The 20,854-nt window shown below is 65.2% G+C and carries 18 protein-coding genes, 1 tRNA gene and 1 other RNA gene; 6 read left to right on the top strand and 14 right to left on the bottom strand.

From position 1 onward, the window contains the following. Positions 1-27: 27 nt before the first annotated feature. Positions 28-369: a DUF1294 domain-containing protein gene (locus ASF90_RS15590; RefSeq protein WP_236699282.1), complete on the top strand. Its 342-nt coding sequence runs from the start codon at positions 28-30 to the stop codon at positions 367-369. Between the two features lie 63 nt (positions 370-432). Here the strand turns inward: ASF90_RS15590 and cydC are convergent, their stop codons facing one another. The 3 genes from cydC to ASF90_RS22600 form a co-directional block, all read right to left on the bottom strand. Then, on the bottom strand, positions 433-2,109 hold the full coding sequence (gene cydC / locus ASF90_RS15585) for a thiol reductant ABC exporter subunit CydC (RefSeq protein WP_055852107.1): 1,677 nt from the start codon (positions 2,107-2,109) through the stop codon (positions 433-435). After that, entirely contained in the window at positions 2,106-3,857 is a 1,752-nt protein-coding gene (cydD, locus tag ASF90_RS15580; RefSeq protein ID WP_201782832.1) for a thiol reductant ABC exporter subunit CydD, read from the bottom strand. Before cydD ends, cydC begins: the two co-directional genes overlap by 4 nt. A 9-nt stretch (positions 3,858-3,866) precedes the next feature. Beyond that, a non-coding RNA gene (locus ASF90_RS22600) (sX9 sRNA) lies at positions 3,867-3,942 on the bottom strand. Positions 3,943-4,143: 201 nt separating this feature from the next. On the opposite strand from ASF90_RS22600, the gene ASF90_RS15575 reads away from it, so the two are divergent. The 5 genes from ASF90_RS15575 (at position 4,144) to ASF90_RS15555 (ending at position 8,615) form a co-directional block, all read left to right on the top strand. Beyond that, on the top strand, positions 4,144-5,766 hold the full coding sequence (locus tag ASF90_RS15575) for a cytochrome ubiquinol oxidase subunit I (RefSeq protein ID WP_055852100.1): 1,623 nt from the start codon (positions 4,144-4,146) through the stop codon (positions 5,764-5,766). A gap of 16 nt (positions 5,767-5,782) precedes the next feature. Next, positions 5,783-6,934: a cytochrome d ubiquinol oxidase subunit II gene (gene cydB / locus ASF90_RS15570; protein WP_055852097.1), complete on the top strand. Its 1,152-nt coding sequence runs from the start codon at positions 5,783-5,785 to the stop codon at positions 6,932-6,934. Between the two features lie 83 nt (positions 6,935-7,017). Then, positions 7,018-7,134, top strand: coding sequence for a cytochrome bd-I oxidase subunit CydX (cydX, locus tag ASF90_RS15565; protein ID WP_055852095.1), 117 nt, complete (start codon positions 7,018-7,020; stop codon positions 7,132-7,134). A 54-nt stretch (positions 7,135-7,188) separates the two neighbouring features. Beyond that, positions 7,189-7,265: transfer RNA gene (locus ASF90_RS15560), tRNA-Pro, on the top strand. Positions 7,266-7,388: 123 nt separating this feature from the next. After that, on the top strand, positions 7,389-8,615 hold the full coding sequence (locus tag ASF90_RS15555; RefSeq protein WP_055852092.1) for an MFS transporter: 1,227 nt from the start codon (positions 7,389-7,391) through the stop codon (positions 8,613-8,615). Here the strand turns inward: ASF90_RS15555 and ASF90_RS15550 are convergent. The 11 genes from ASF90_RS15550 to ASF90_RS15500 form a co-directional block, all read right to left on the bottom strand. Beyond that, complete coding sequence (locus tag ASF90_RS15550; protein ID WP_055852089.1) at positions 8,596-10,509, bottom strand: CocE/NonD family hydrolase; 1,914 nt, start codon at positions 10,507-10,509, stop codon at positions 8,596-8,598. The genes ASF90_RS15555 and ASF90_RS15550 overlap by 20 nt on opposite strands. Positions 10,510-10,793: 284 nt before the next feature. Then, the gene (locus ASF90_RS15545; protein ID WP_055852087.1) at positions 10,794-12,038 is read right to left on the bottom strand and encodes a glutamate-5-semialdehyde dehydrogenase; all 1,245 of its coding nucleotides are present in this window, start codon (positions 12,036-12,038) and stop codon (positions 10,794-10,796) included. Positions 12,039-12,168: 130 nt separating this feature from the next. Next, a complete protein-coding gene (gene proB, locus ASF90_RS15540) occupies positions 12,169-13,323 on the bottom strand; it encodes a glutamate 5-kinase (protein WP_055852084.1) in 1,155 nt (384 codons plus the stop codon). Between the two features lie 13 nt (positions 13,324-13,336). Beyond that, a complete protein-coding gene (locus tag ASF90_RS15535; protein ID WP_055852082.1) occupies positions 13,337-13,597 on the bottom strand; it encodes a YciI family protein in 261 nt (86 codons plus the stop codon). Next, a complete protein-coding gene (locus ASF90_RS15530; RefSeq protein WP_055852323.1) occupies positions 13,597-13,959 on the bottom strand; it encodes a cupin domain-containing protein in 363 nt (120 codons plus the stop codon). The genes ASF90_RS15535 and ASF90_RS15530 overlap by 1 nt, the downstream gene beginning before the upstream one ends. Beyond that, complete coding sequence (locus tag ASF90_RS15525; protein ID WP_055852079.1) at positions 13,959-15,254, bottom strand: argininosuccinate lyase; 1,296 nt, start codon at positions 15,252-15,254, stop codon at positions 13,959-13,961. Before ASF90_RS15525 ends, ASF90_RS15530 begins: the two co-directional genes overlap by 1 nt. Positions 15,255-15,356: 102 nt before the next feature. Next, on the bottom strand, positions 15,357-16,310 hold the full coding sequence (argC, locus tag ASF90_RS15520) for an N-acetyl-gamma-glutamyl-phosphate reductase (RefSeq protein WP_055852076.1): 954 nt from the start codon (positions 16,308-16,310) through the stop codon (positions 15,357-15,359). Continuing rightward, complete coding sequence (locus ASF90_RS15515; RefSeq protein ID WP_055852073.1) at positions 16,307-16,918, bottom strand: GNAT family N-acetyltransferase; 612 nt, start codon at positions 16,916-16,918, stop codon at positions 16,307-16,309. Before ASF90_RS15515 ends, argC begins: the two co-directional genes overlap by 4 nt. 5 nt (positions 16,919-16,923) lie before the next feature. Further along, positions 16,924-18,267, bottom strand: a complete 1,344-nt coding sequence (locus tag ASF90_RS15510) for an acetylglutamate kinase (protein ID WP_055852071.1) — start codon at positions 18,265-18,267, stop codon at positions 16,924-16,926. 48 nt (positions 18,268-18,315) lie between these two features. Further along, positions 18,316-19,416 carry an acetylornithine deacetylase gene (locus ASF90_RS15505; RefSeq protein ID WP_055852068.1) on the bottom strand — a complete coding sequence of 367 codons (1,101 nt, stop codon included), beginning with the start codon at positions 19,414-19,416 and terminating at the stop codon, positions 18,316-18,318. 195 nt (positions 19,417-19,611) lie between these two features. After that, complete coding sequence (locus ASF90_RS15500) at positions 19,612-20,853, bottom strand: argininosuccinate synthase (protein ID WP_055852064.1); 1,242 nt, start codon at positions 20,851-20,853, stop codon at positions 19,612-19,614. Position 20,854: the final 1 nt, after the last annotated feature.

Here is a 20,854-nt window from a genome sequence, read left to right as displayed (position 1 = left end):
TCCAGATCCAGGCCAGGCGCGCGCAGCATGGTGCCGCGCAAGACACTGACCGCGCTATTTGCGGTGAGCATGGCCAGCATCGTCGCAGCAGGCCTGCTGCCGGTCTGGGTGGCACTCTGGTATGCGGTTGCCAGCAGCGTGGCGCTGATCGCCTACCGGCGCGACAAGACCGCGGCAACCCGCGGCCAGCGACGAACGCCGGAGGCCACCTTGCACGGCATTGCAGTGCTCGGTGGCTGGCCGGGCGCGCTCTTGGCGCAGTCGCTGTTCCGGCACAAATCCAGCAAGACCTCTTTCCAGATCACCTTCTGGGCCACGGCAATCGCGAACAGCGCGGTGCTTGCATGGGCGGTACATCGCTCGATGTAATGCAGGCGCTGCAAGCTGCCGTCAGCGGTTGCGCAGCGATAACCCTCGCCGATCAAACACGTGTTACGGCAGCGGCTCCAGCACCCCGGCACGCATGCGATAGCACCGCTGCACCACGCCGGCAGGCACGCTGTCGTGGGTGATCATCACCAGGCTGCGCTGGCCAAGCGCGGCGGACAGATCGATCAACAGGGCATGCGCCGTGTCCACGTCCAGGCCGTCGGTGGGTTCGTCGAGCAGCAGGATGGGAGCATCGCGTAACAGCGCACGCGCAAGCGCAAGGCGGCGTGCCTGGCCTGCGGAGAGCGTGGCGCCGTTTTCGCCCACCCAGGTGTTCAGACCATGGTGCGCGCTGGCCCAGTCGTGCAGGCGCACCTGCTGCAACACCTGCCACATGGCGGCATCGTCGGCATCGGCATCGCCGATGGCCAGATTCTCGCGCACGCTGCCGGCAAACACCGGCGCGTTCTGCGGCAACCAGGCGATGCGTCGATGCCATTGCGCCTGCGCACAGTGACGCAGATCGATGCCGGCATAACTCACCTGCCCGGCCTGCGGGTCCCATAGCCGCAGCAGCAGCGCCGACAAGGTGCTCTTGCCGCTGCCGCTGTCGCCGCTGATGGCGATGCGTTCGCCAGCTGCCAGTGTCAGATCGAGCGCGTGCAGCACCGGCCGCACACCACCGGGCCATGTAAACGACACCTGCTGCAGGTGCAGCGTGCCCGTGCGTGGCACGTCGATTGGCTGCACCGGCTCGCTGACCGACGGCGCTTGAGCGACGATGGACTGCAGGCGCCGCGCTGCGACGCGCGCGCTTTGCAGTGCCTGCAACGCCAGCCCGGCACCCGCCCATACCTCCAGCAGCGCCATGGTCAGAAACACCAGGCCTGCGGCCATGTCCGCTGCAATCAGCCCACGCTCGGCGGCGCGCAGTGCGAGCCACAGCATGCCGGCCAGACCGATGGCCCCGCACACCGCATGCAGCAGGTTGCCGGCGATCAATCGACGGCGCTGCACGCGGTCGCCATCCATCACGGCCGCCGCAGCAGCGTCGAGCTGATGCAGCCAGGCACCCTGCGCATCGACCGCCGCCAGGTCCGCTGCACCTTCCAGACCTTCGAACGCCTGCGTGCGCAACGCCGTGCGTTGCTGTGCGCGCAGCTGCTCGCGCTGTGCGCCACCACGTGCCACCTGCCAGGGCACCAGCCCGCCGATCAGCACACCAAGCGCCAGCAACAACAACGCGGCCGGCGGATAGATCAACGCAGCGGCACCCGCACCGGCCAACCAGATGCCGAGCAGCGCCGTCAGCGGCGCAAGCGCGCGCACGCTCAGGCCATCGACTTCCCCGATGTCGGACATCAACCGTGCCAACAGATCGCCGGTGCGCGTGGCCGACAACCGCCCCGGCGCAAGCGGCAACGCACGACGGAAGAACCACACCCGTAGATCGCGGGCGATACGCAAGGTGGCATCGTGGCCGATCAGTTTTTCGCCATAGCGCGACACGATGCGCGCAAACGTCAATGCGCGGATGCCTGCCGAAGGCGAGAAGAAATTGAAGCCTGCCCCCATGCCGGCAACGCCAGCCAATGCCGCCGCCGTGAGAAAGCTGCCGGACAGACTCAACAGACCCACTCCGGCCAGCATCGTGACCAGCACCAGCAGCGCGGACAGCAGCAAGCGCCAGGCATGCCGGCGAAACACCTCGCTCAGACGATCGTGGCGTGCGCCGCTCATGGCGCGCTTGCCGTCACGGTGGTGCCGCGCAGATCGATCACCGTATCGGCCCAGCGCATCACTGCAGGGCTGTGCGTCGCCACTACCACTGCACGGCCGCGTGCGAGTACCCCGAGTGCGCGCAGCAATTCGGCTTCTGTGTCCGGGTCGAGAAACGCGGTGGGTTCGTCCAGCAGCAGCAGATCCGGCGCGCGCAGCAGCAGCCGCGCCAATGCCACACGTCGTGCTTCGCCGCCAGACAGGCCAAAGCCGCGTTCGCCGATCACCGTGTCCAGGCCCGCCGGCAACTGGGCAGCAAAGCGCATGACTTGCGCCGCATCGGCCACTGCCTGCAGCTGCGCATCGCTGGCCTGCGGATCGGCCAGCCGCAGATTGTCGGCAATGCTGCCGTGAAACAGATACGGCCGCTGCGTGGCATAGCCCACACGCGTGCCCGGGCGCAGCACCACACTGCCCGCTTCCGGTGGCAGCCAGCCGGCCAGCCCTTCCAGCAAGGTGCTCTTGCCGCTACCGCTGGCACCGATCACCGCCACGCGCTGACCGGGCTGCAGGTCCAGCGAAAACTGCGTGATCACCGTGTGCGGCGCGCCAAGCGGACGCAGCGCCAGACCACGTGCCTGCAGCAACGGCGCATGCGCCTGCGCAGGCTCCAAGGCGCGCGGCGGCGGCGCTGCAACTGGGGCAATGGCATCGGCTTCGGTCACAAAACCTTCCAGCAACCGCTCGGCCTCGGTCACGGCGGCCAGCGCATTGGCACGGTCGTGGTAATGCGCTGCAAGACGCCGCAACGGCGCAAAGAATTCCGGCGCCAACAGCAAGCAGAACATGCCCGCGCCCAGCGATGGCAGCCCGTGCAGGTCGAGCATGCCCAGATAGCTCAGACCGAAGTACAAGGCCACGATGGCCACGCTCACCGAGGCGAAGAATTCCAGCACCGTGGACGACAGGAACGCGATGCGCAGTACCTTGAGCGAGCACTCGCGCACGCCCTCGGCCGCTGCGGCGATTCCGCCCAATTCGGCCTCCCCGCGCCCGTACACACGCAGCAAGCCCAGCCCCTTCAAGCGATCGGCAAAGTGCCCGCCCATCCGTGCCAGCTCGCCGAGTTGCTCGCGGCCTGCGGCTTCTGCGCCCCACCCCACCAGCATCATGAAGAAGGGAATCAACGGCGCGGTCAGCAACAACACCAGACCCACCACCCAGTCAACCGAAAACACCGCGATCAGGATCACGGGCGGCACCAGCAGCATCTCGGTGCGTGCCAGCTGATAGCCGACGAAATAACCTTCCAGCGCATCGGTATGCGCCAGGCTCAACTCGCCCAGTTCACCGCTGCGTTGCCGGCGTAACCACAGCGGCCCGTGCTGCACCAGCCGACGCGCAATGCGCATCCGCAGTTCGCGCTTGGCCACATCGGCCACTTCGCCGGTCAGCGATTGCGCCCACCCCGTGAGCACGGCGCGCCCAAGCATTGCGAGCAGCAACCCTATGCCCACATGACGCAGCTGTGCCAGCGCCAGGTGCTGCACCAGCACCGCTTGCACCAACCACGCAATGGCCGCCGATTGCGCAAGCAACAACACGCCAGACAGCGCCACCGCCACACCGGACAGCCGCCGGGCCCGTGCAGCGGGTGCGGCAAGCGCATCCAGCCATTGGCCGCGTTGACGGCGCTGGGCGGAAGTTTCGCTGGCTTGCACGCTGGGCTGGCTCACATGGCTCTCTTCAGGCGGTGCATCGCAGGCGATTGTAAGAGCGGCTAACAACACGTAGCGAGCAGTCGTCAGGTGGGTGCGGACGGCGCGGAGGAACCGGAGTGTACAGGTGGTACATGCCGATTCCGAGCACCGGCCGCGTCCGCCTGGCGGCTGCACAGTAGTTTTGTTAGCTGCTCTAAGTCGCCACTGTCCACTGCGGGATGGACAGTGTGCCGCACCCGATCGGGGCCGCATTGATTTGGATCAACGCGCGCAGCGCGGCGGCGGCAGATGATCGGCCACGTTGCTCACCGATACTCAACCAGGCCACCCCGCCATGATCGACTCGACCGTTGTCGAACTCTCGCGGCTGCAATTTGCAGTCACCGCGATGTACCACTTCATCTTTCCACCGCTGACCATGGGCCTGTCGTTCCTGCTCGGCATCATGGAAAGCGTCTACGTCATGACCGGCAAGCCGATCTGGCGGCGCATGACCATGTTCTGGGGCGTGCTGTTCGGCATCAACTTTGCCATGGGTGTTGGCACCGGCATCGTGATGGAGTTCGAGTTCGGCATGAACTGGTCGTACTACAGCCATTACGTGGGCGATATCTTCGGCGCGCCGCTGGCGATCGAAGGGCTGATGGCCTTCTTTCTCGAGGCGACCTTTCTGGGCCTGTTTTTCCTGGGCTGGAATCGCCTGAGCAAGGTGCAGCATCTGATCACCACCTGGCTGGTGGCCTTGGGCAGCAACTTCTCCGCGCTATGGATCCTGATCGCCAACGGCTGGATGCAGAACCCGACCGGAGCGGTATTCAACCCGGACACCATGCGCATGGAAGTGGTGGATTTCATGGCGGTGCTGTTCAACCCGGTGGCGCAGGCCAAGTTCGTGCATACCGTCAGTGCCGGTTACGTGCTCGGCGCGGTGTTCGTGATGTCGATCAGCGCGTTTTACCTGCTGCGCGGCAAGCACGCCGAGATGGCGCGCCGCTCGTTCGCCGTGGCCGCGGCCTTCGGCCTGCTGTCGTCGCTGTCGGTGGTGGTGTTGGGCGACGAGAGCGGCTACGCCGCCAACGAGCACCAGAAAATGAAGCTGGCCGCGATCGAAGCGATGTGGGAAACCGAAGCGGCGCCAGCCGACTTCACTGCCTTCGGCATTCCCAATCAGCAGACCCATCGCAACGACTACGCGATCAAGATTCCGTATCTGATGGGGCTGATCGCCACACGTTCGTTGGATACGCCCATCCCCGGCATCCTGGAACTCGTTGGGCGTGCCAAGCATCGCATCCGCGGTGGGCAGATCGCCTACGGCGCGCTGCAGCGTATCCGCGCCGACACCAATGATGCCGAAGCGCGCGAGGTCTTCGGCGCCCATTGGCAAGACCTGGGCCACGGCTTGCTGCTGAAGCGTTACCGCGACGATATCGGCAATGCCACGCCCGAGCAGATCGCGCAGGCGGCGATGGACACCGTGCCACGCGTACTCCCGCTGTTCTGGACCTTTCGCATCATGGCCGGCATCGGCATCTATCTCATCGCCTTCTTCGCCATTGCGTTCTGGTTCGCCTGCAAACACACCTTGCAGGAAAAGCGCTGGTTCCTGACCTTGGCGGTGTGGACGCTGCCGCTGCCGTGGATCGCGATCGAATGCGGCTGGTTCGTGGCCGAATACGGCCGCCAGCCGTGGGCGGTGGAAGGCGTGTTGCCCACGTTCTACGCCGCATCCGGTCTGGATCTGTACGAGATCGTGCTGACGCTGGTGGGCTTTACCGCGCTGTACACCACGCTGCTAGTGATCGCGATCAAGTTATCGCTCAAGACCATCCGCAGTGGCCCGGACGTGCTGTTCCCGCCGACGCAACCCAGCGCGTCGCCTTCCCTGCCGCAAGCTCATACCCCGTTGAGTCATCCACCTTTGAGCTCGGGCGCCGTGGCCGGCAGCGCACCGTAACCCAGGAGAGACCGTGATGGATTTCGTATTGCTCGACTACACAACCTTACGTGTGATCTGGTGGCTGCTACTCGGCGTGCTGCTGTCCGGTTACGCAGTGATGGGCGGTTTCGATCTGGGCGTCGGCGCGCTGCTGCCGTTCGTTGCCAAAAACGATGCCGAACGCCGCCTGGTGATCAACAGCGTCGGCCCGGTCTGGGAAGGCAACCAGGTGTGGTTGATTCTGGGCGGCGGCGCGATCTTCGCCGCGTTCCCGCCGCTGTATGCGGTGAGTTTTTCCGGTTTCTATCTGGCGATGTTCGTGATGTTGTTTGCGCTCATCCTGCGGCCGGTCGGCTTCAAGTTCCGCGGCAAACTGGTGAATCAACGCTGGCGCAGTACATGGGACTGGGCATTGTTCGTCGGCGGTTTGATTCCGGCGCTGATCATGGGTGTGGCGGTTGGCAATGTCGTGCTGGGTGTGCCGTTCCATTTCGACGACAGCATGCGCACGTTCTACACCGGCAATCTGTTCGGGCTCCTGAAGCCGTTTGCCTTGCTCGCTGGCCTGCTCAGCGTGGCGATGCTGATCGCCCACGGCGCGGCGATGCTGGTGCTCAAGACCGATGGACCGGTGGCCGACCGTGCCACGCGTGTCGGCAGCACCGCCGCGATGGCTGCGCTGGCGTTGTTTGCTGCAGCCGGTGTCTGGGTGGCGCTTGGCTTGCCGGGCTATGCGGTGACATCGGTGCTGGCGACCGATGCACAGACCAATCCGTTGGCCAAGACCGCAGCACTCACGGCCGCTGGTGGCTGGCTGCACAACTACAGCAGCATGCCGGCCACCTTGATGGCGCCGCTGCTCGGCCTGCTCGGGCTCGCAATGAGCGCAGTGCTGTTGCGCGCGCGACGCGGCGGCCTGGCGTTCATTGCGTCGGGCAGCGCCATCGTCGGCATTGTCTTTACGGTGGGGTTTGCGCTGTTCCCGTTCCTGCTGCCGTCGTCCACTGCACCGAGTGCCAGCCTGACGCTGTGGGATGCCTCCAGCAGCCGCCTCACGCTGTGGATCATGTTGCTGGCCACCACCGTCTTCATGCCGATCATCCTGGCCTACACGGCGTGGGTGTATCGCGTACTCAGGGGCAAGGTCACTGCCGAGGAACTCTCAGTCAATCCCAATGCGTATTAGCTGACGCAATGGCTGTGACGCGAGCACATCGTCGCAGCCGCGCTCGCCTTCTCACTCTCTCACCGTTTTTCAGGAGTACAACGATGTGGTACTTCGCCTGGATTCTCGGCACCGGCCTGGCGGCATTGGCCGCTGTCCTCAACGGCATGTGGTTCGAAGCACGCGAGCCCGAGCGCGCGCATCGGCCGCAAGAAAAATAATTGCGACAGATGCTTGCCGATTCCGCATTCCCTATGTAACATACGCGGCTCCTTCGGGGTGTAGCTCAGTCTGGTAGAGCGCTACGTTCGGGACGTAGAGGTCGCAGGTTCGAATCCTGTCTCCCCGACCAGTTTCAAAACACAAAACCGGCCTAGTGCCGGTTTTGTGTTTTCAGGCGCCGTCGCACGGCTGTGCACGGTGCGGATGGTCTGTCATGTCTGTTGTCACTGCCGCCTCGTCCCCGTCTGCCCAATTGCGTGGGCGAGGTTTGGTGCTGGCCGCCATTTTGTTGTCCGCATTCAACTTGCGCACGGCGGTGACCTCACTCACTCCGCTGCTGGAACGCATCGCCGACGAATACGCGTTCGGTGCGCCGACCATGGGCGCGCTCGGCATGTTGCCCACCGCTGCATTTGCCTTGACCGGCGTTGCAACGCCAGCCGTCTTGCGTCGCTTCGGCCTGCTGCGCACGGCGCTGTTGTCGATGGCGCTGGCCACGCTCGGGCTGGTATTGCGCCCGCTGCTACCGGGCACTGGCGGGCTGCTGGTGGGCTCGCTGGTGGCGCTGGCCGGCATGGGCATGGGCAACGTGGTGTTGCCGCCGTTGGTGAAGCGTTATTTCGGCGACCGCGTGGGCCGCGTCAGCACGCTGTACATCACCGTGCTGCAGGTCGGCACCCTGTTGCCGGCATTGATGGCGGTGCCGGTGGCCGACGCGCTGGGCTGGCGCAGCTCGATGGTGGTGTGGGTACTGCCGGCGCTGCTTGCATTGGCGGCCTGGGCGCTGGTGCACACCAACCAGGGCCGTCTGCGCGCGACCGGCCCGGCGCCGGTCACGCCAACCCCTGAGGCCGAAGGCCGGGTCGCACGCACCGCCTTGGGCTGGAGCATGGCGATCACCTTCGGCATGACCTCGCTGGTGACCTATTCGATGTTCACCTGGCTCCCCACGCTGCTGCGCGAGGCCGGCGCCTCGCCTGCATTCGGCGGCACCATGGTCGCGCTGTTCGCCGCGCTGGGCATGGTCGGTGCGTTGACCATGCCGGCATTGGCAGTGCGCATGCGCAACCCGTTCCCGATCGTGCTGCTGTGCGCGGCCTGCCACCTGATCGCGTTCGCCGGGCTGTGCTGGGCACCGCTGGCGGCGCCGATCCTGTGGGTGACCTTGCTCGGCCTGGGGCCCAGCACCTTTCCGCTGGCGCTGGTGCTGGTCAATCAACGCAGCCGCACTGCTGCGGGCTCGGCCGCGCTCTCGGGTTTTTCGCAAGGCGTGGGCTATGCGGTGAGCTGCCTGGGGCCGTTTCTGTTCGGCTGGCTGCATGCGCATCGCGGCGGTTGGACAGCGCCGTTCGGATTTCTGGTGATCTGCATCGTGGTGCAGCTGGCCGCCGCCTGGGTGGCCTGCCGCCCACAGCTGCTGGAAGACCTGTGGGCGCCGCCGGCACGCGGCGCCCGTGCAGTCAGCGCACCGGCAGACTGATGTAGCTGGGCTGCTCCGGCGTCACGTAGACGCGCTGGGTGGCCTTTTGATAATCGCCTGGCTTGGCGAAGAAGAGATTCGGCACGTAAGTCTGCGGGTTGCGGTCGTACAGCGGGAACAGGCTGGATTGCACCTGCACCATCACCCGGTGGCCTTTCTGGAAGGTGTGATTGGCGGTGGGCAGGCCAAACTCGAACGCCAGCGGTTGATTGGCCGCCAGCGGCTTGGGCGTGCTGAAACTCTCGCGATACCGGCCGCGGAAGATCGCCAGCGACACTGGAAGCTCATAGCCGCCCATCTTCGGGCTGGACGCCATCTCATCCGGGTACACATCGATCAGCTTGACCACCCAGTCGCTGTCGCTGCCACTGGTGGAGGCCTGCAGGTGCACGTCGGGCGCACCGGCAATCTGTAGCGGTTCGGTCAGCGGTTCGGTGACGAAGGTCAGCACATCGGGCCGGCCGTCCACAAAGCGCTGGTCGTGCACCAGCCAGGTGGTCCACATGCTACGGTCGCCAAAATCCACCGGGCGCGGCACGAACGGCACCGGCTTGGCCGGGTCGGAAACGTATTCTTCAAACGCGCTCTGCCCGGCAGCGGGCTTGTCGAAGGACAGCTTGCCGCCGGCCTGCAGATACAGCGGTTTGCTCGCCGACGCGCAGCCCTTGTCGCAACTGCGCGGCCAGGACTGCAGGCGATCCCAGCGGTTCTCGCCGGTGTCGTAGATGAAGACCGGCGGCGTGCTCGCCTTGGGCGCGCCATCGACCAGGTATTGGTCGAAAAATGGGCGCAACACGTCGCGGCGAAACTGACGCGCGGTATCGCCATCGAACGTGAGCGCGCCCAACGTCCCGCCATCGGCATTGACCTGACTGTGCCGCCACGGCCCCATCACCAGATAGTTGAGCGTGTTGCGCGTGTCGCGCGGTTCCATTGCCGCGTAGCTGTGGATCGCGCCCCACATGTCTTCCTGATCCCACAGCCCCTGCAGCCACATCGTGGGCACCTTGAGCGGCGTGCGCGCCATCACCTTGTCCAGCGCCTGCTCCTGCCAGAACGCATCGTAGGCCGGGTGTTCGGTGAGCTTGTGCCACCACGGCAGTTGCTCCAGCCCTGCCGCCTTGGCGAAATCCCCGGCCGACCCGGCCTGCAGGAAATTGCTGTAATCGTCCTGCCCCTGGCGCGGGATGCCGGTGCCCTTGCCGCGCTTGCTGAGCTGTCCGGTGAAGTAGTCGAAGTTGACCTGGCGGAACGCGCCGTAATTGAACCAATCGTCGCCCATCCAGCCATCGATCATCGGGCTTTCCGGCGCGGCCACCTTCAATGCGGGATGCGGGTTGGTCAGCGCCATCACCACGGTGAAGCCTTCGTAGGACGAGCCGATCATGCCGACCTTGCCGTTGGATTCGGCGACGTTCTTGACCAGCCAGTCGATGGTGTCCCACGCATCGGTGGCGTGATCCACAGCGCTGGGATTGAGTGCGCCACGCAGCGGGCGGGTCATCACGTAGTCGCCTTCGGAGCCGTACTTGCCGCGCACGTCCTGGAACACGCGGATGTAGCCGCCTTCCACAAACACGTCGTCGCCGAGCGGCAGCAGATCCTTCATGTGCGGCGATGCCAGCCGCTCGCTGCGGCCGCTGGCGTCGTAGGGCGTGCGCGTCAGCACCATCGGCGCATGGCGCGCGCCCTTGGGCATCACGATCACGGTGTGCAGCTTCACGCCGTCGCGCATCGGGATCATCACCTCGCGCTTGATGTAGTCATTGGCGGCGTCGCTTGCCACGAACGGCTTGCCGGTGATGTCCGGCGTCATCGGCGAGGTCTGTGCGACTGCGCTGCCGGTGGCGGCGGCAATAGCGGTGGCAAGCAGGCAGGCGGCAAAGCGGCGCATCGACGACTCCGGAACGTGCTGGGTAATCGTCGACTGTAGGCAGGTGGCGGGCTGCCGGGGGAGTGTCAAAGGTCGTGGTTGGAAGGTTGGGCGTGCCGTACTCGCTGCGAATGGGCCTGGATGCGGTGCACGGCTTTGCACGCACGCTGGTTGCGGGCCGTGGCGCATGCAGTGTTGCGTAAGCTCACGATGCCAACCCCCTTCAACCAAGGGCGCGACATCGATGCCTCAACAGCTCAAGGCTCGCTGGCAGGCAACCACACGCCTGACCCGCCGCGTGCCGATCAGTGCCGCACCTGGCCTTGCCCACGCACCACAAAGCGCTCCACGGTGAGCGCTTCCAGGCCCATCGGGCCATACGCGTGCAGACGCGTGGTCGAGATGCCGATCTCCGCGCCCAGGCCCAGTTCGCCACCATCGGAGAAGCGCGAGGAGGCGTTGACCATCACCACCGCCGAGCGCAACGCGTGCACGAAGCGCTCGGCGTTTGCGGCGTCTTCGGTGACGATGACTTCGGTATGGTCAGAGCCGTACTGACGGATATGGGCCAGTGCGGTGTCCAGGTCCGCAACCACGCGGATTGCCAGAATCAGGTCCAGAAACTCGGCGGCATAGTCGTCGTCGCTGGCGGGCGCGATGTCGGGCACTAGCGCGCGCGTTGCCGCATCGCCCCGCAACTCCACGTTGCGGGCACGCAGCGCAGCGGCGGCCAGCGGCACAAAGCGCTCGGCGATGTCCGCATGCACCAACAGCGTTTCCAGCGAATTGCACGCCGATGGCCGGCTCGCCTTGCCATCGACCAGCAGACGCACGGCACGCTCCATATCGGCCGACGCATCCACAAACAGATGGCACACGCCCTTGTAATGCTTGATCACCGGCACGCGCGCGTGTTCGGCGACAAAACGAATGAGCCCTTCGCCACCGCGCGGAATCGCCAGGTCGATGATGTCGGTGAGCTGCAGCAACTCCAGCATGGTCTCGCGGCGCAGATCCTCGACCAACGTCAATGACGCTTCCGGAACGCCGGCCTCGCGCAAGGCGCGTTGCAACGCACGCGCAATGGCGGTGTTGGACTGGATCGCTTCGGAGCCGCCACGCAGGATCACGCCATTGCCCGCCTTGATGCATAGCGCGGCCGCATCGGCGGTGACGTTGGGGCGGGCCTCGTAGATCATCGCGATCACGCCCAGCGGCACGCGCACCTTTTGCACGCGGATGCCGTTGGGGCGCGTGTCGTCGCGCGTGATCTGACCGACCGGGTCCGGCAACTGCGCCACCTCGCGCAATGCCGCCGCGATGCCGGCCAGGCGCGCGTCGTCCAGCGCCAGCCGATCGAGCATGGCGCTAGCCGTTCCCTTCGCACGCGCCGCCTCGAGATCGCGCGCGTTGGCAGCCAGGATCAATACGGCATCGGCTTCCAGTGCCGCAGCCATCGCCTCGAGCAAGGATTGCTTTGCCTCAGCAGAGAGTTGCGACAGTACCTGCGCGGCATCGCGACATTGCAGGGCGAGCGTTTTGATGGTCATTTGGGGGCCGGGAGTGGGGATTCGGGAATGGTAAAAGCACGCGATATCACTTTACTGCGACGGAATCGGCGCCGGGAGAAGTTCGGTGACACGCGTTTGCGATTCCCCATTCCCGATTCTGCATTTCCCGCTACAGAAGCACCAAATCGTCGCGATGCACCACGTTCTCGCCATAGCTGTAACCGAGCACGCCATCGATCTCGCGCGAGTGACGGCGCGCAATCCGGCGGATATCCAGCGCCGAATACTGGCTGACGCCACGTGCCAGACAGCGCTCGCCGTCGGCATCGCGCAGACGGATCTCCACCATGTCACCGCGACGGAAGTCGCCTTCGGCACCGGCCACGCCGCCCGGCAACAGCGATGCGCCCTTGTCGCACAGCGCGGTTGCAGCGCCCGCATCGATCAGGATGGCGCCCGCCTCCACCGGTGAATGACGCAGCCAGTATTTGCGTGCCGCGATGCGCGTGCGTGCGGCGTGGATGCGCGTACCGCTCAGGCGATCCTGCGCCAGCCCGCGTACCACCTCGCTGCTGCGGCCATTGAACAGATAGGTTTCGATGCCGGCCGCGCCCGCCTTTGCAGCGGCTTCGAGCTTGGTGCGCATACCGCCGGTACCCACGCTGCTGCCGCTGCCGCCAGCCATCGCCATCACCTGCGGCGTGAGCTCGGGGACATCGTCGAGCGGCCGCGCCAATGGATTGCTGCGTGGGTCGGCGCTGTACAGGCCGTCGATGTCGGTGGCGATAAACAGTGCATCGGCATCAACCAGCGCGGCGACGATTGCAGCCAGATTGTCGTTGTCGCCCAGCTTGAGCTCGTCCACCGACACGGTGTCGTTCTCGTTGATCACCGGCAGCGCGCCCAGCCGCAGCAACTCGCCCAAGGTGGCGCGTGCATTGAGATAACGACGACGGTTGCGCAGGTCGTCGTGCGTGAGCAGCACCTGCGCGACCGGCCGTTCGAAAAAGCGTTGCCACAGCGCGATCAACTGCGCCTGACCCAGCGCAGCCAGCGCCTGTCGCGCTGCGATCGGCGCGCCGATCTCGGCAGCCTTCGGCAAGATTGCGCGGCCTGCGGCCACCGCGCCCGACGACACGATCACCAATTCACGCCCGGCAGCCAGATTGGCCGAGACGAACTGCGCCAACCCCAGCGCAAAACGCGGCGACAGGCCACCGCCATCGGCGGCAAGCAGGCTGCTGCCGACCTTGAGCACCGCGCGCCGCCATGGCGGCAGCGGTTGCTCGGTAAAGGGCGATGACGTGCCGGCGGGCGTACTCATGGGGGCAAGGTACTCAGAACGTGTTCCATTCGTAGACGGTCAGTGTGGAGGCATCGCGCAGCACCAGGGGGTCGCGCGCGACGATCCGCTTGGCCTCCTCCAGACTGTCGACGTTGACCAGCACATACGCCCCACCGGAGCGATCGCTGAAACCACCGGTCAACTCCAGCTGCCCGGCGGCTCGCAGTTCCTCCAAAAACGCCAGATGCGGCTCCACCACATCGGCGGGAAACGTGGCATTGCGGATCGCCAACACCAGATAGCGCGTCTTCATCAGCCTGCGTCCTTGATGCGTGCAGCCGCCGACGTGCGTTCGCGACCATGCGGTGCGGAAATCACCAAAAAGCGCGCTTCCACGTCCGACAGATTGTGCATCTGATGGGTAGACCCCGGCGGCACGTGCAAGCCCTGCCCGACCCGCAGCACATGTTGCGCACCGTCAAGCTGCAGCATCACTTCACCGGCCACAACGTAGAAAAAATGCCGTGCGCGACTATGCCGATGGCGCAACTCTGCGGCGCCTGGCGGCATGCGTTCTTCGAGCACGCTCAAGTTGGGGTCGCGCAACAGATGCCAGCCTTCGCAGGCCTCGCCCCAGGGGTAATGCTCGGCCGTGTCGGTGCTGATCATGGCCATCAGCGCAGCGCCTGCCAACGCGCGCGCAACACATCCAGTTGCAGATCGGCCGCGGCACCGGGCGAGACGCGCGCAGCCAGGCTGCCTTCCGGCGTGCGTCCCTGCCCTGCGGTCTCGGATGCTTCCGCGGCAGCCTTGTAGGCATCGCGAAACGGCACACCAGCCACGGCCGCTTCCACCGCCACATCCGTGGCGTACATGCCCGAGTCGATCGCTGCATGCAGTTTGTCCGGGCGCCATTCCAGATTGGCAAGCAACGCAGGCAGCAGTTCCAGCGCAGCCAGGCCACGGCCGAAACCGTGCACGATGGCGCCCTTGCTGCTCTGCAGATCGCGGTGGTAACCGGAAGGCAGCGACAGCAGTTGTTCGATCTCGGTGCGTGCGGCCGCCACGCTGGCATGGGTAGCGCGCATCAGTTCGATCACGTCCGGGTTGCGCTTGTTCGGCATGATCGAGCTGCCGGTGGTGTACTGCGCCGGCAACGCGACGAAAGCGAATTCGCCGCTGGTGAACAGCGACAGATCCCAGGCGATACGGCGCAAATCCAGCGTGGCGCTGCCCAGTGCTTCGAGTGCTGCCAGCTCGTATTTGCCACGCGACAGCTGCGCATAGATCGGCGACACCTGCAGACGTGCAAAGCCGAGCTCGGCAGTGGTATGCGCACGGTCCAGCGGAAGATTGACACCATACCCGGCGGCGGTGCCTAGCGGGTTGCTGTCCACCAGGTGCAGGGTATCGGTCGCGCGCACGGCGTTATCGATAAATGCCTCTGCCCAGCCCGCCCACCACATGCCCGCCGACGACACCACCGCACGCTGGATATGCGTATAGCCCGGCACCGGCAATGCAGCTTCGGCCTGCGCGCGATCCAGCGCCACCTTGGCGATCTCCGCACTGAGCTCGGCCACGCGCTGCAGCTTGTCTTTCAGCCATAGCCGCGTGGCGACCAGAATCTGATCGTTGCGACTGCGCCCGGTGTGGATCTTGCGCCCGGCATCGCCCAGACGTTCGGTCAAGCGCGCTTCGATCGCCGAATGGCAATCTTCGTACTGCGCATCGAGTACGAACGCGCCGCTGCGGAAATCCTCCGCCAGCAGATCGAGTTGTTCGCTCAAGCCGCCCAGCTCTTGCAAGGACAGGATGCCGATGTGCTGCAGCCCCTGCGCATGCGCCTTGCTGGCTGCGATGTCGTGCAGGAAGAATTCGCGATCCAGGATCACGTCGTCGCCGGCCAGAAACGTCTGGATTTTGGCGTCCACCGCAACACCGGGCTTTTGCCACAACAGATTGGTCATTTGGGTCCTTTTTGCGGGGCCGGGGACCGGGGACTGGGGACCCGGAAAAGCAGGAGCGTTTGCCCTTGCTCTTCCCGGGTCCCCGGTCCCTGGTCCCGAGAATCACATCGAAATTGCGGTCAACTCGTCCCAGCCAAATGCCAGGTTGAGATTCTGCATGGCCTGGGTCGCCGCGCCCTTGAGCAGGTTGTCCAGGGTCGCCACCACCACCACGCGCTTGTTGCCGGGCGCCAGGGTGATGCCGCCAATCTGCACGCCGTGTTTGCCTGCGATGCGGCTCACCCACGGCGCCTCGTCGACAAGCTCGATCAGCGGCTCGCCCGCGTAACGCTGCGCATAGCGCGCCTGGATCTGCTCGCGCGTCAGCGGCTGCTGCAGCCACAGGTTGACGGTCATGGTGATGCCGCGGAAATGCGGCGCCACGTGCGGCATGAACTCCACCGGCACGCCAAGCTGCGCCGACACTTCGCGCTCGTGCATGTGGTTGGTCAGCGCATACGGCATCAGATTGCCGGCGAGCAGCTCGGGGTTGTTTTTGTCCGATGGCGTCGTCCCCGCGCCTGAGTAACCGGACACGCCAAAGCATTGCGGCGGGCCGGCCAGCTGATCCAGCAATGGGGTGATCGCCAGCTGCATTGCAGTGGCATAGCAGCCGGGGTTGCTGATGCGGCGCTGCCCCGCATACTTGCCACGGGTGAGCTCCGGCAAACCGTAATACCACGCCGGGTCGAAGCGATAGTCTGCCGACAGATCGATCAGCAGCGTCTGCGGCCGGCTTGCATCGATTGCGGCAACAAACGGCTCAGCCTTGCCATTGGGCAGCGCCAGGATCACCACATCGGCGCCCTTGGCGGCCACCGCGTCGGCATCCAGACTCTCGAATCGCAGATCGCCGCGATAGCCGTCGTTGTGGTCGGCCACGGCCTGCCCCGCCAGTTCGCGCGAGGACACGAACACCAGCTGAAGATGCGGATGCGCCACGACCAGCTTGATCAGTTCCGAACCGGTGTGCCCGCGGGCACCAACGATGCCGATGGTTGTTGTTTGAACACTCATGCGTTTGCTTCCAGGCGGAACTGCAGGTGGCGTTTCACCCCGGCCCATTCCGTATCGATGATGGAGAACACCACGGTATCGCGGGGCGTACCGTCGGCGTGGCGGGTGTGATTGCGCAGTACGCCGTCCTGCTTTGCGCCCAGCCGCGCGATCGCCGCGCGCGAGGTGTGATTGAACCAGCTGGTTTCGAACACCACGCTCAGGCAGCCCAGCGTTTCGAAGGCGTGCTGCAGCAGCATCAACTTGGCCTCGGTATTGACGCCGCTGCGTTGCACGCGCGGCGCGTACCAGGTGTAGCCGATCGACAGCCGGGGCACGGCGGCATCCAGCGCGTAATAGCGCGTGCAGCCGACGGTGTCACCTGCCGCATCGCGCACCACCAACGGCAACGCCGCGCCATCGGCGCGGGCTGCCATTGCCGCCGCGATGTAGACATCGACCTGGGCCGGTGCCGGCACGCCGGTGTACCACAAGCGCGACAGCGCGCCGTCGCCCAGCGCCGCACGCAGGCCATCGGCATGCGCAGGCTGCAGCGGCTCCAGGGTGGCGTGCTGCCCGCGCAAGATGGGCATCTCGCTCCAGGCCGATGGCAAGGCGGCGGGTGTCATTGCGCTCAGCCCAGCAAGGTCGGCTGACGTGTCGCGCAGTGCGCCACGCAGTGCTGGATTTTTTCGAAGTTCTCCAGCCCGTACCAGAACACCTTCCACTTTTCCTGCTTGATGCAGCCGTCGGATTCGGCGTAGTAGAAGATGTTGACCTGGTTGTTGTGACGCGAGCGCCAGAACAGCTGCGGGGTCTCTTCGCGCATCACATTCCATACCGCACGGCCCAGGCCTTCGCCTTGCGCATCGTCGAGCACGGCGAACTTGTCCAGATAGGTCAGCCGGCCTGCACCGAACTGGCCTTCGTCGGTGAGAATCACCGCAGCGCGATAGTTCTCGCTGACGTAAGCGCGCAGCAGCGTGGTGTTGGCGAAATAATCCGGCACCAATGTGCGGCCGAAGCTGGATTCGATCAGCGACGTCAACCGCGGCAGATCCAGCTCATCCCACGAAGTCGCGCGCAGCACGCGCTCGCCACGCCGCACCAGCGTGCCCGAGCCCTTATGGGTGAACAGTTCCTTGGCCAGATCCGCCGGACGGGTGATCGACACCGACGATTCCAGCGGCAGGCGATCGAGCAGATCCTTGATCTGTTCGATCTTGACGCGCATGCCGCCGTTGATCCACGGCTGCTGCATGAGGTGATCGTATTCGGTGGACAGGTTGATCGAATCGATCAACTTGCCATCGGCATCCAGCAGCCCGCCGGTGCCGGTGAGGAAGATGATCTTGTACGGCTGCAGTTCCTGCACCAATTCGTTGGCGGCGAAGTCCGCATTGATGTTGAGGATCTGCCCGCTCGGGGTTTCGCCCAGGCTGGTGATCACCGGGATCGAACCGGCCTGCAGGCTGGCCTCGATCGGCGCCAGATTCACCGCCTTGACCTCACCGACCAGGCCGTAGGTGTCGCGGTCCAGATACTCCGCTTCGAATACGCCGCCGGTGATCGAGGTGGCACGGGCACCGTTCTGCTGCAGCGCTTCCACCAGCTTGAGATTGGACGCCTGGAACACCTTGCGCACGATCGCCAGCGCTTGCGGCGAGGTCACCCGCAAGCCGTTGACGGTCTGCTTTTCGATGCCCGCCGCAGACAGCTCGGCATCCAGCTGCGGGCCGGCGCCATGCAGCACAATCGGGGTCAGCCCCACTTCCTGCAGGAACGACAACGACGACGTCAGCGCGTCCAGGTCGTCGCGCAGCACTGCGCCGCCGACCTTGACCACCGCAAAGCGCTTGGCGTCCAGCTGCGAAAAACGCTTGAGGTACTGGCTGATTTCCTTGGCGCTGGCCATGCTCGAAAGCAGGCGCACGATGGTCTGGCGGGTCTGTTTGTGGGGCTGTGCGGAGAGGGACATTGCCGTGATCGAAAGAGGAGAAGGATGCGCCAGGCGCAGGAATCGGCGTCAGTGCGCGCCGTTGATGATGCGATTGACCGATTCGGCGTAACGCTGCAACTGCTCCAGCGTCACGAATTCGTCGGCGGTGTGCGCCTGGGCGATGTCGCCCGGACCATAGACCAGCGCGGTATAGCCGCCGGCCGAAAACAGCGAGGCTTCGGTCCAGAAGTCCACCGCGTTGCCGATCGGCAGATCCAGCGCATCGGCCACATCGCGCGCGGCCAGGCGGCGCTCTTCGGCACGCGCAATGTCGCCCGACGGCAAACTGGGGCCACGAAAGGTTTCTTCGAAGTGCGCTGCCGCAGGATCGGCAAAGCCGGCAAACGTGGCCAGCAAGCCGTCCACGTCCATCGACGGCAACGGACGAAAGCCGAAGCGCAGCTCGGCCGCCGGCGCGATCATGTTGGCCTTGATGCCACCATCGACGCGGCCGATATTGAAGCGCAAGCCGGTCAAACCGCCGAAGCGTGCGTGCGCCAACGACTCGACATGGTCCAGTGCCTTGCCACCCCACCGCATCGCCTGGTGCAAGGCACTTGCGGACGGATCCTGCTTGCCCGACGCATGCCCGGCACGGCCGGCAAAGCGCATCAACACCGAACTGATGCCGCGATGCGCCAGCACCGCTTCGCTCATCGTCGGCTCGGCCACCAGCACCGCCTCGTATGGCAATCCACGCGCCAGAAATGCAGCGATGCAACGCGGGTCGTTGGCCTCTTCGTCGGAAGAAAACAGGAACGCCGCATCGCCATCGCCGGCATTGGCCGCAGCCACCAACGCCGCCGCCGCGCCCTTGATATCGCACACGCCCAAACCGATCACCCGGTCCTCGGTGCACCGCATCACGTGCGGGTCGGCGCTCCAATGCGGCGAATCCGGCACCGTGTCCAGATGCACGTTGAACAGATACGTTGGCGTGCCGCGCACCGCGTACAGGCTGACCGCGCCGGCACCGTGATCGATCACCTCGACCTGGAAACCGGGCAGCTGCGCGCGCAGGTAATCGAAGATGCCGCCCTCGGCAGCGATCGCCCGCGGCGGATTGCGGGTGTCGAAGGACACCAGTGCCTGTAGATGCGTCAGTGTGTTGTCGAGCAGTGTGGTCATTGATCGCGTCTTGATTGCGTCGGGCAGCGTATGTTTGGTCTTTCTAAGCCCATCTAGCCCTTCCCCCGCCTGCGGGGGAAGGTGTCCGACAGGGCGGATGGGGGCATGCGTCAGGCCGCGCTCATCCGGCGCTCTGCGCCACCTTCTCCCGCACGCGGGAGAAGGAAGATGCGGGTTGCCGACGCGGCGGTCGCCTCAGCGGTTGACTTGCGCGTACAGCGTGGAGCTCATGCCGAACAGCTTGATGAAGCCTTCCGCCTCTTCCACGCCCCAATCGGCCGACTGCGCGTAGGTCGCGCCCTTGGTGTTGAGCAGGTGCGGCGAACGCACCGCCACTGCATCGACGCGGCCGCCGCGGGTTTCCAGCGTCACTTCGCCGTTGACCTTGGACTGCGAAGACTTCAAAAACGCTTCGATATCGGTCTTGAGCGGGTCGTGATAGAAGCCTTCGTACACCAGCTCCACCCACTTGCGCGCCACGTCCGGCTTGAAGCGGTTCTGCTGCTTGGTCAGCACCGCATCTTCCAGCGCACGGTGCGCGGTGAGCAGCGAAATCAGGCCCGGCGCTTCGAACACGATGCGGCCCTTCAAGCCGATCACGGTGTCGCCGGTGTAGACGCCACGGCCCACGCCGTACTGCGCGAACAAAGTGTTGAGCTTGGCCAGGATCTTGGCACCCGGCAGCGGCTTGCCATCCAGTTCCACCGCTTCGCCTTCGACGAACTTCAAGGTCACCGTCAATGCTTCGGTCGGCCACGCACTGCGCGGCGCGCACCAGCCCCGTGCCCCCTCGCCCGGCGCTTCCCAACGGTCGATCTCGCCGCCGGACATGGTCAGGCCCAGCAGGTTCTCGTTGATGGTGTAAGCCTGCTGCTTGGCACGCACACCGAAGCCACGCGCCTCCAGATACTTCTGCTCATAGGCGCGGGTCTGGGTGTGTTCTTTCTGAATTTCGCGGATCGGCGCGACGATCTGGTAGTCGCCCAACGCCTTCACCGCCAGGTCGAAACGCACCTGGTCGTTACCCATGCCGGTGCAGCCGTGCGCGATGATGCGCGTGCCCAGCTCTTCGGCGCGCTTGAGCGCGGCATCGACGATCAGATAGCGGTCGGACACCAGCAACGGGTACTGACCCTGGTAGCCCTCGCCCGCCCATACGAACGGCTTGACGAAGCCTTCCCAGATGGCCGGGCCACCATCGACGGTGACATGGCTGGCCGCACCGAGCTCGGCAGCACGCTTCTCGATGAAGTCGCGCTCGTCGGCATCCACGCCGCCGGTATCGGCAAACACCGTGTGCACCGCATAGCCGCGCTCTTGCAGATACGGAATGCAGAAGCTGGTGTCCAGACCACCGGAGAACGCCAGGACGATGTCCTTGGTGCCGGGAGTGGAGAGTGAGGATTCGGGATTGGTGGAAGCGGTCTGCTGCGACATG

The sequence above is a fragment of the Xanthomonas sp. Leaf148 genome (assembly GCF_001423585.1).
In the GTDB taxonomy this organism is placed as follows: Bacteria; Pseudomonadota; Gammaproteobacteria; order Xanthomonadales; family Xanthomonadaceae; genus Xanthomonas.
The sequence above is the reverse complement of the archived record's forward strand: the minus strand, read 5'-3'. Positions and strand labels throughout refer to the sequence as shown.

Bases quoted from the DNA above. Each gene is read 5' to 3' on its own strand.
- ASF90_RS15505 (WP_055852068.1), bottom strand. From the start codon at position 19,416: ATGACCACACTGCTCGACAACACACTGACGCATCTACAGGCACTGGTG.
- ASF90_RS15550 (WP_055852089.1), bottom strand. From the start codon at position 10,509: ATGCGCCGCTTTGCCGCCTGCCTGCTTGCCACCGCTATTGCCGCCGCC.
- ASF90_RS15530 (WP_055852323.1), bottom strand. From the start codon at position 13,959: ATGGCCATGATCAGCACCGACACGGCCGAGCATTACCCCTGGGGCGAG.
- argC (WP_055852076.1), bottom strand. From the start codon at position 16,310: ATGAGTGTTCAAACAACAACCATCGGCATCGTTGGTGCCCGCGGGCAC.
- proB (WP_055852084.1), bottom strand. From the start codon at position 13,323: ATGAGTACGCCCGCCGGCACGTCATCGCCCTTTACCGAGCAACCGCTG.
- cydX (WP_055852095.1), top strand. From the start codon at position 7,018: ATGTGGTACTTCGCCTGGATTCTCGGCACCGGCCTGGCGGCATTGGCC.
- ASF90_RS15575 (WP_055852100.1), top strand. From the start codon at position 4,144: ATGATCGACTCGACCGTTGTCGAACTCTCGCGGCTGCAATTTGCAGTC.
- ASF90_RS15545 (WP_055852087.1), bottom strand. From the start codon at position 12,038: ATGACCATCAAAACGCTCGCCCTGCAATGTCGCGATGCCGCGCAGGTA.
- ASF90_RS15590 (WP_236699282.1), top strand. From the start codon at position 28: ATGGTGCCGCGCAAGACACTGACCGCGCTATTTGCGGTGAGCATGGCC.
- ASF90_RS15500 (WP_055852064.1), bottom strand. From the start codon at position 20,853: ATGTCGCAGCAGACCGCTTCCACCAATCCCGAATCCTCACTCTCCACT.
- ASF90_RS15535 (WP_055852082.1), bottom strand. From the start codon at position 13,597: ATGAAGACGCGCTATCTGGTGTTGGCGATCCGCAATGCCACGTTTCCC.
- ASF90_RS15525 (WP_055852079.1), bottom strand. From the start codon at position 15,254: ATGACCAATCTGTTGTGGCAAAAGCCCGGTGTTGCGGTGGACGCCAAA.
- ASF90_RS15515 (WP_055852073.1), bottom strand. From the start codon at position 16,918: ATGACACCCGCCGCCTTGCCATCGGCCTGGAGCGAGATGCCCATCTTG.
- cydB (WP_055852097.1), top strand. From the start codon at position 5,783: ATGGATTTCGTATTGCTCGACTACACAACCTTACGTGTGATCTGGTGG.
- ASF90_RS15510 (WP_055852071.1), bottom strand. From the start codon at position 18,267: ATGTCCCTCTCCGCACAGCCCCACAAACAGACCCGCCAGACCATCGTG.
- cydC (WP_055852107.1), bottom strand. From the start codon at position 2,109: ATGAGCGGCGCACGCCACGATCGTCTGAGCGAGGTGTTTCGCCGGCAT.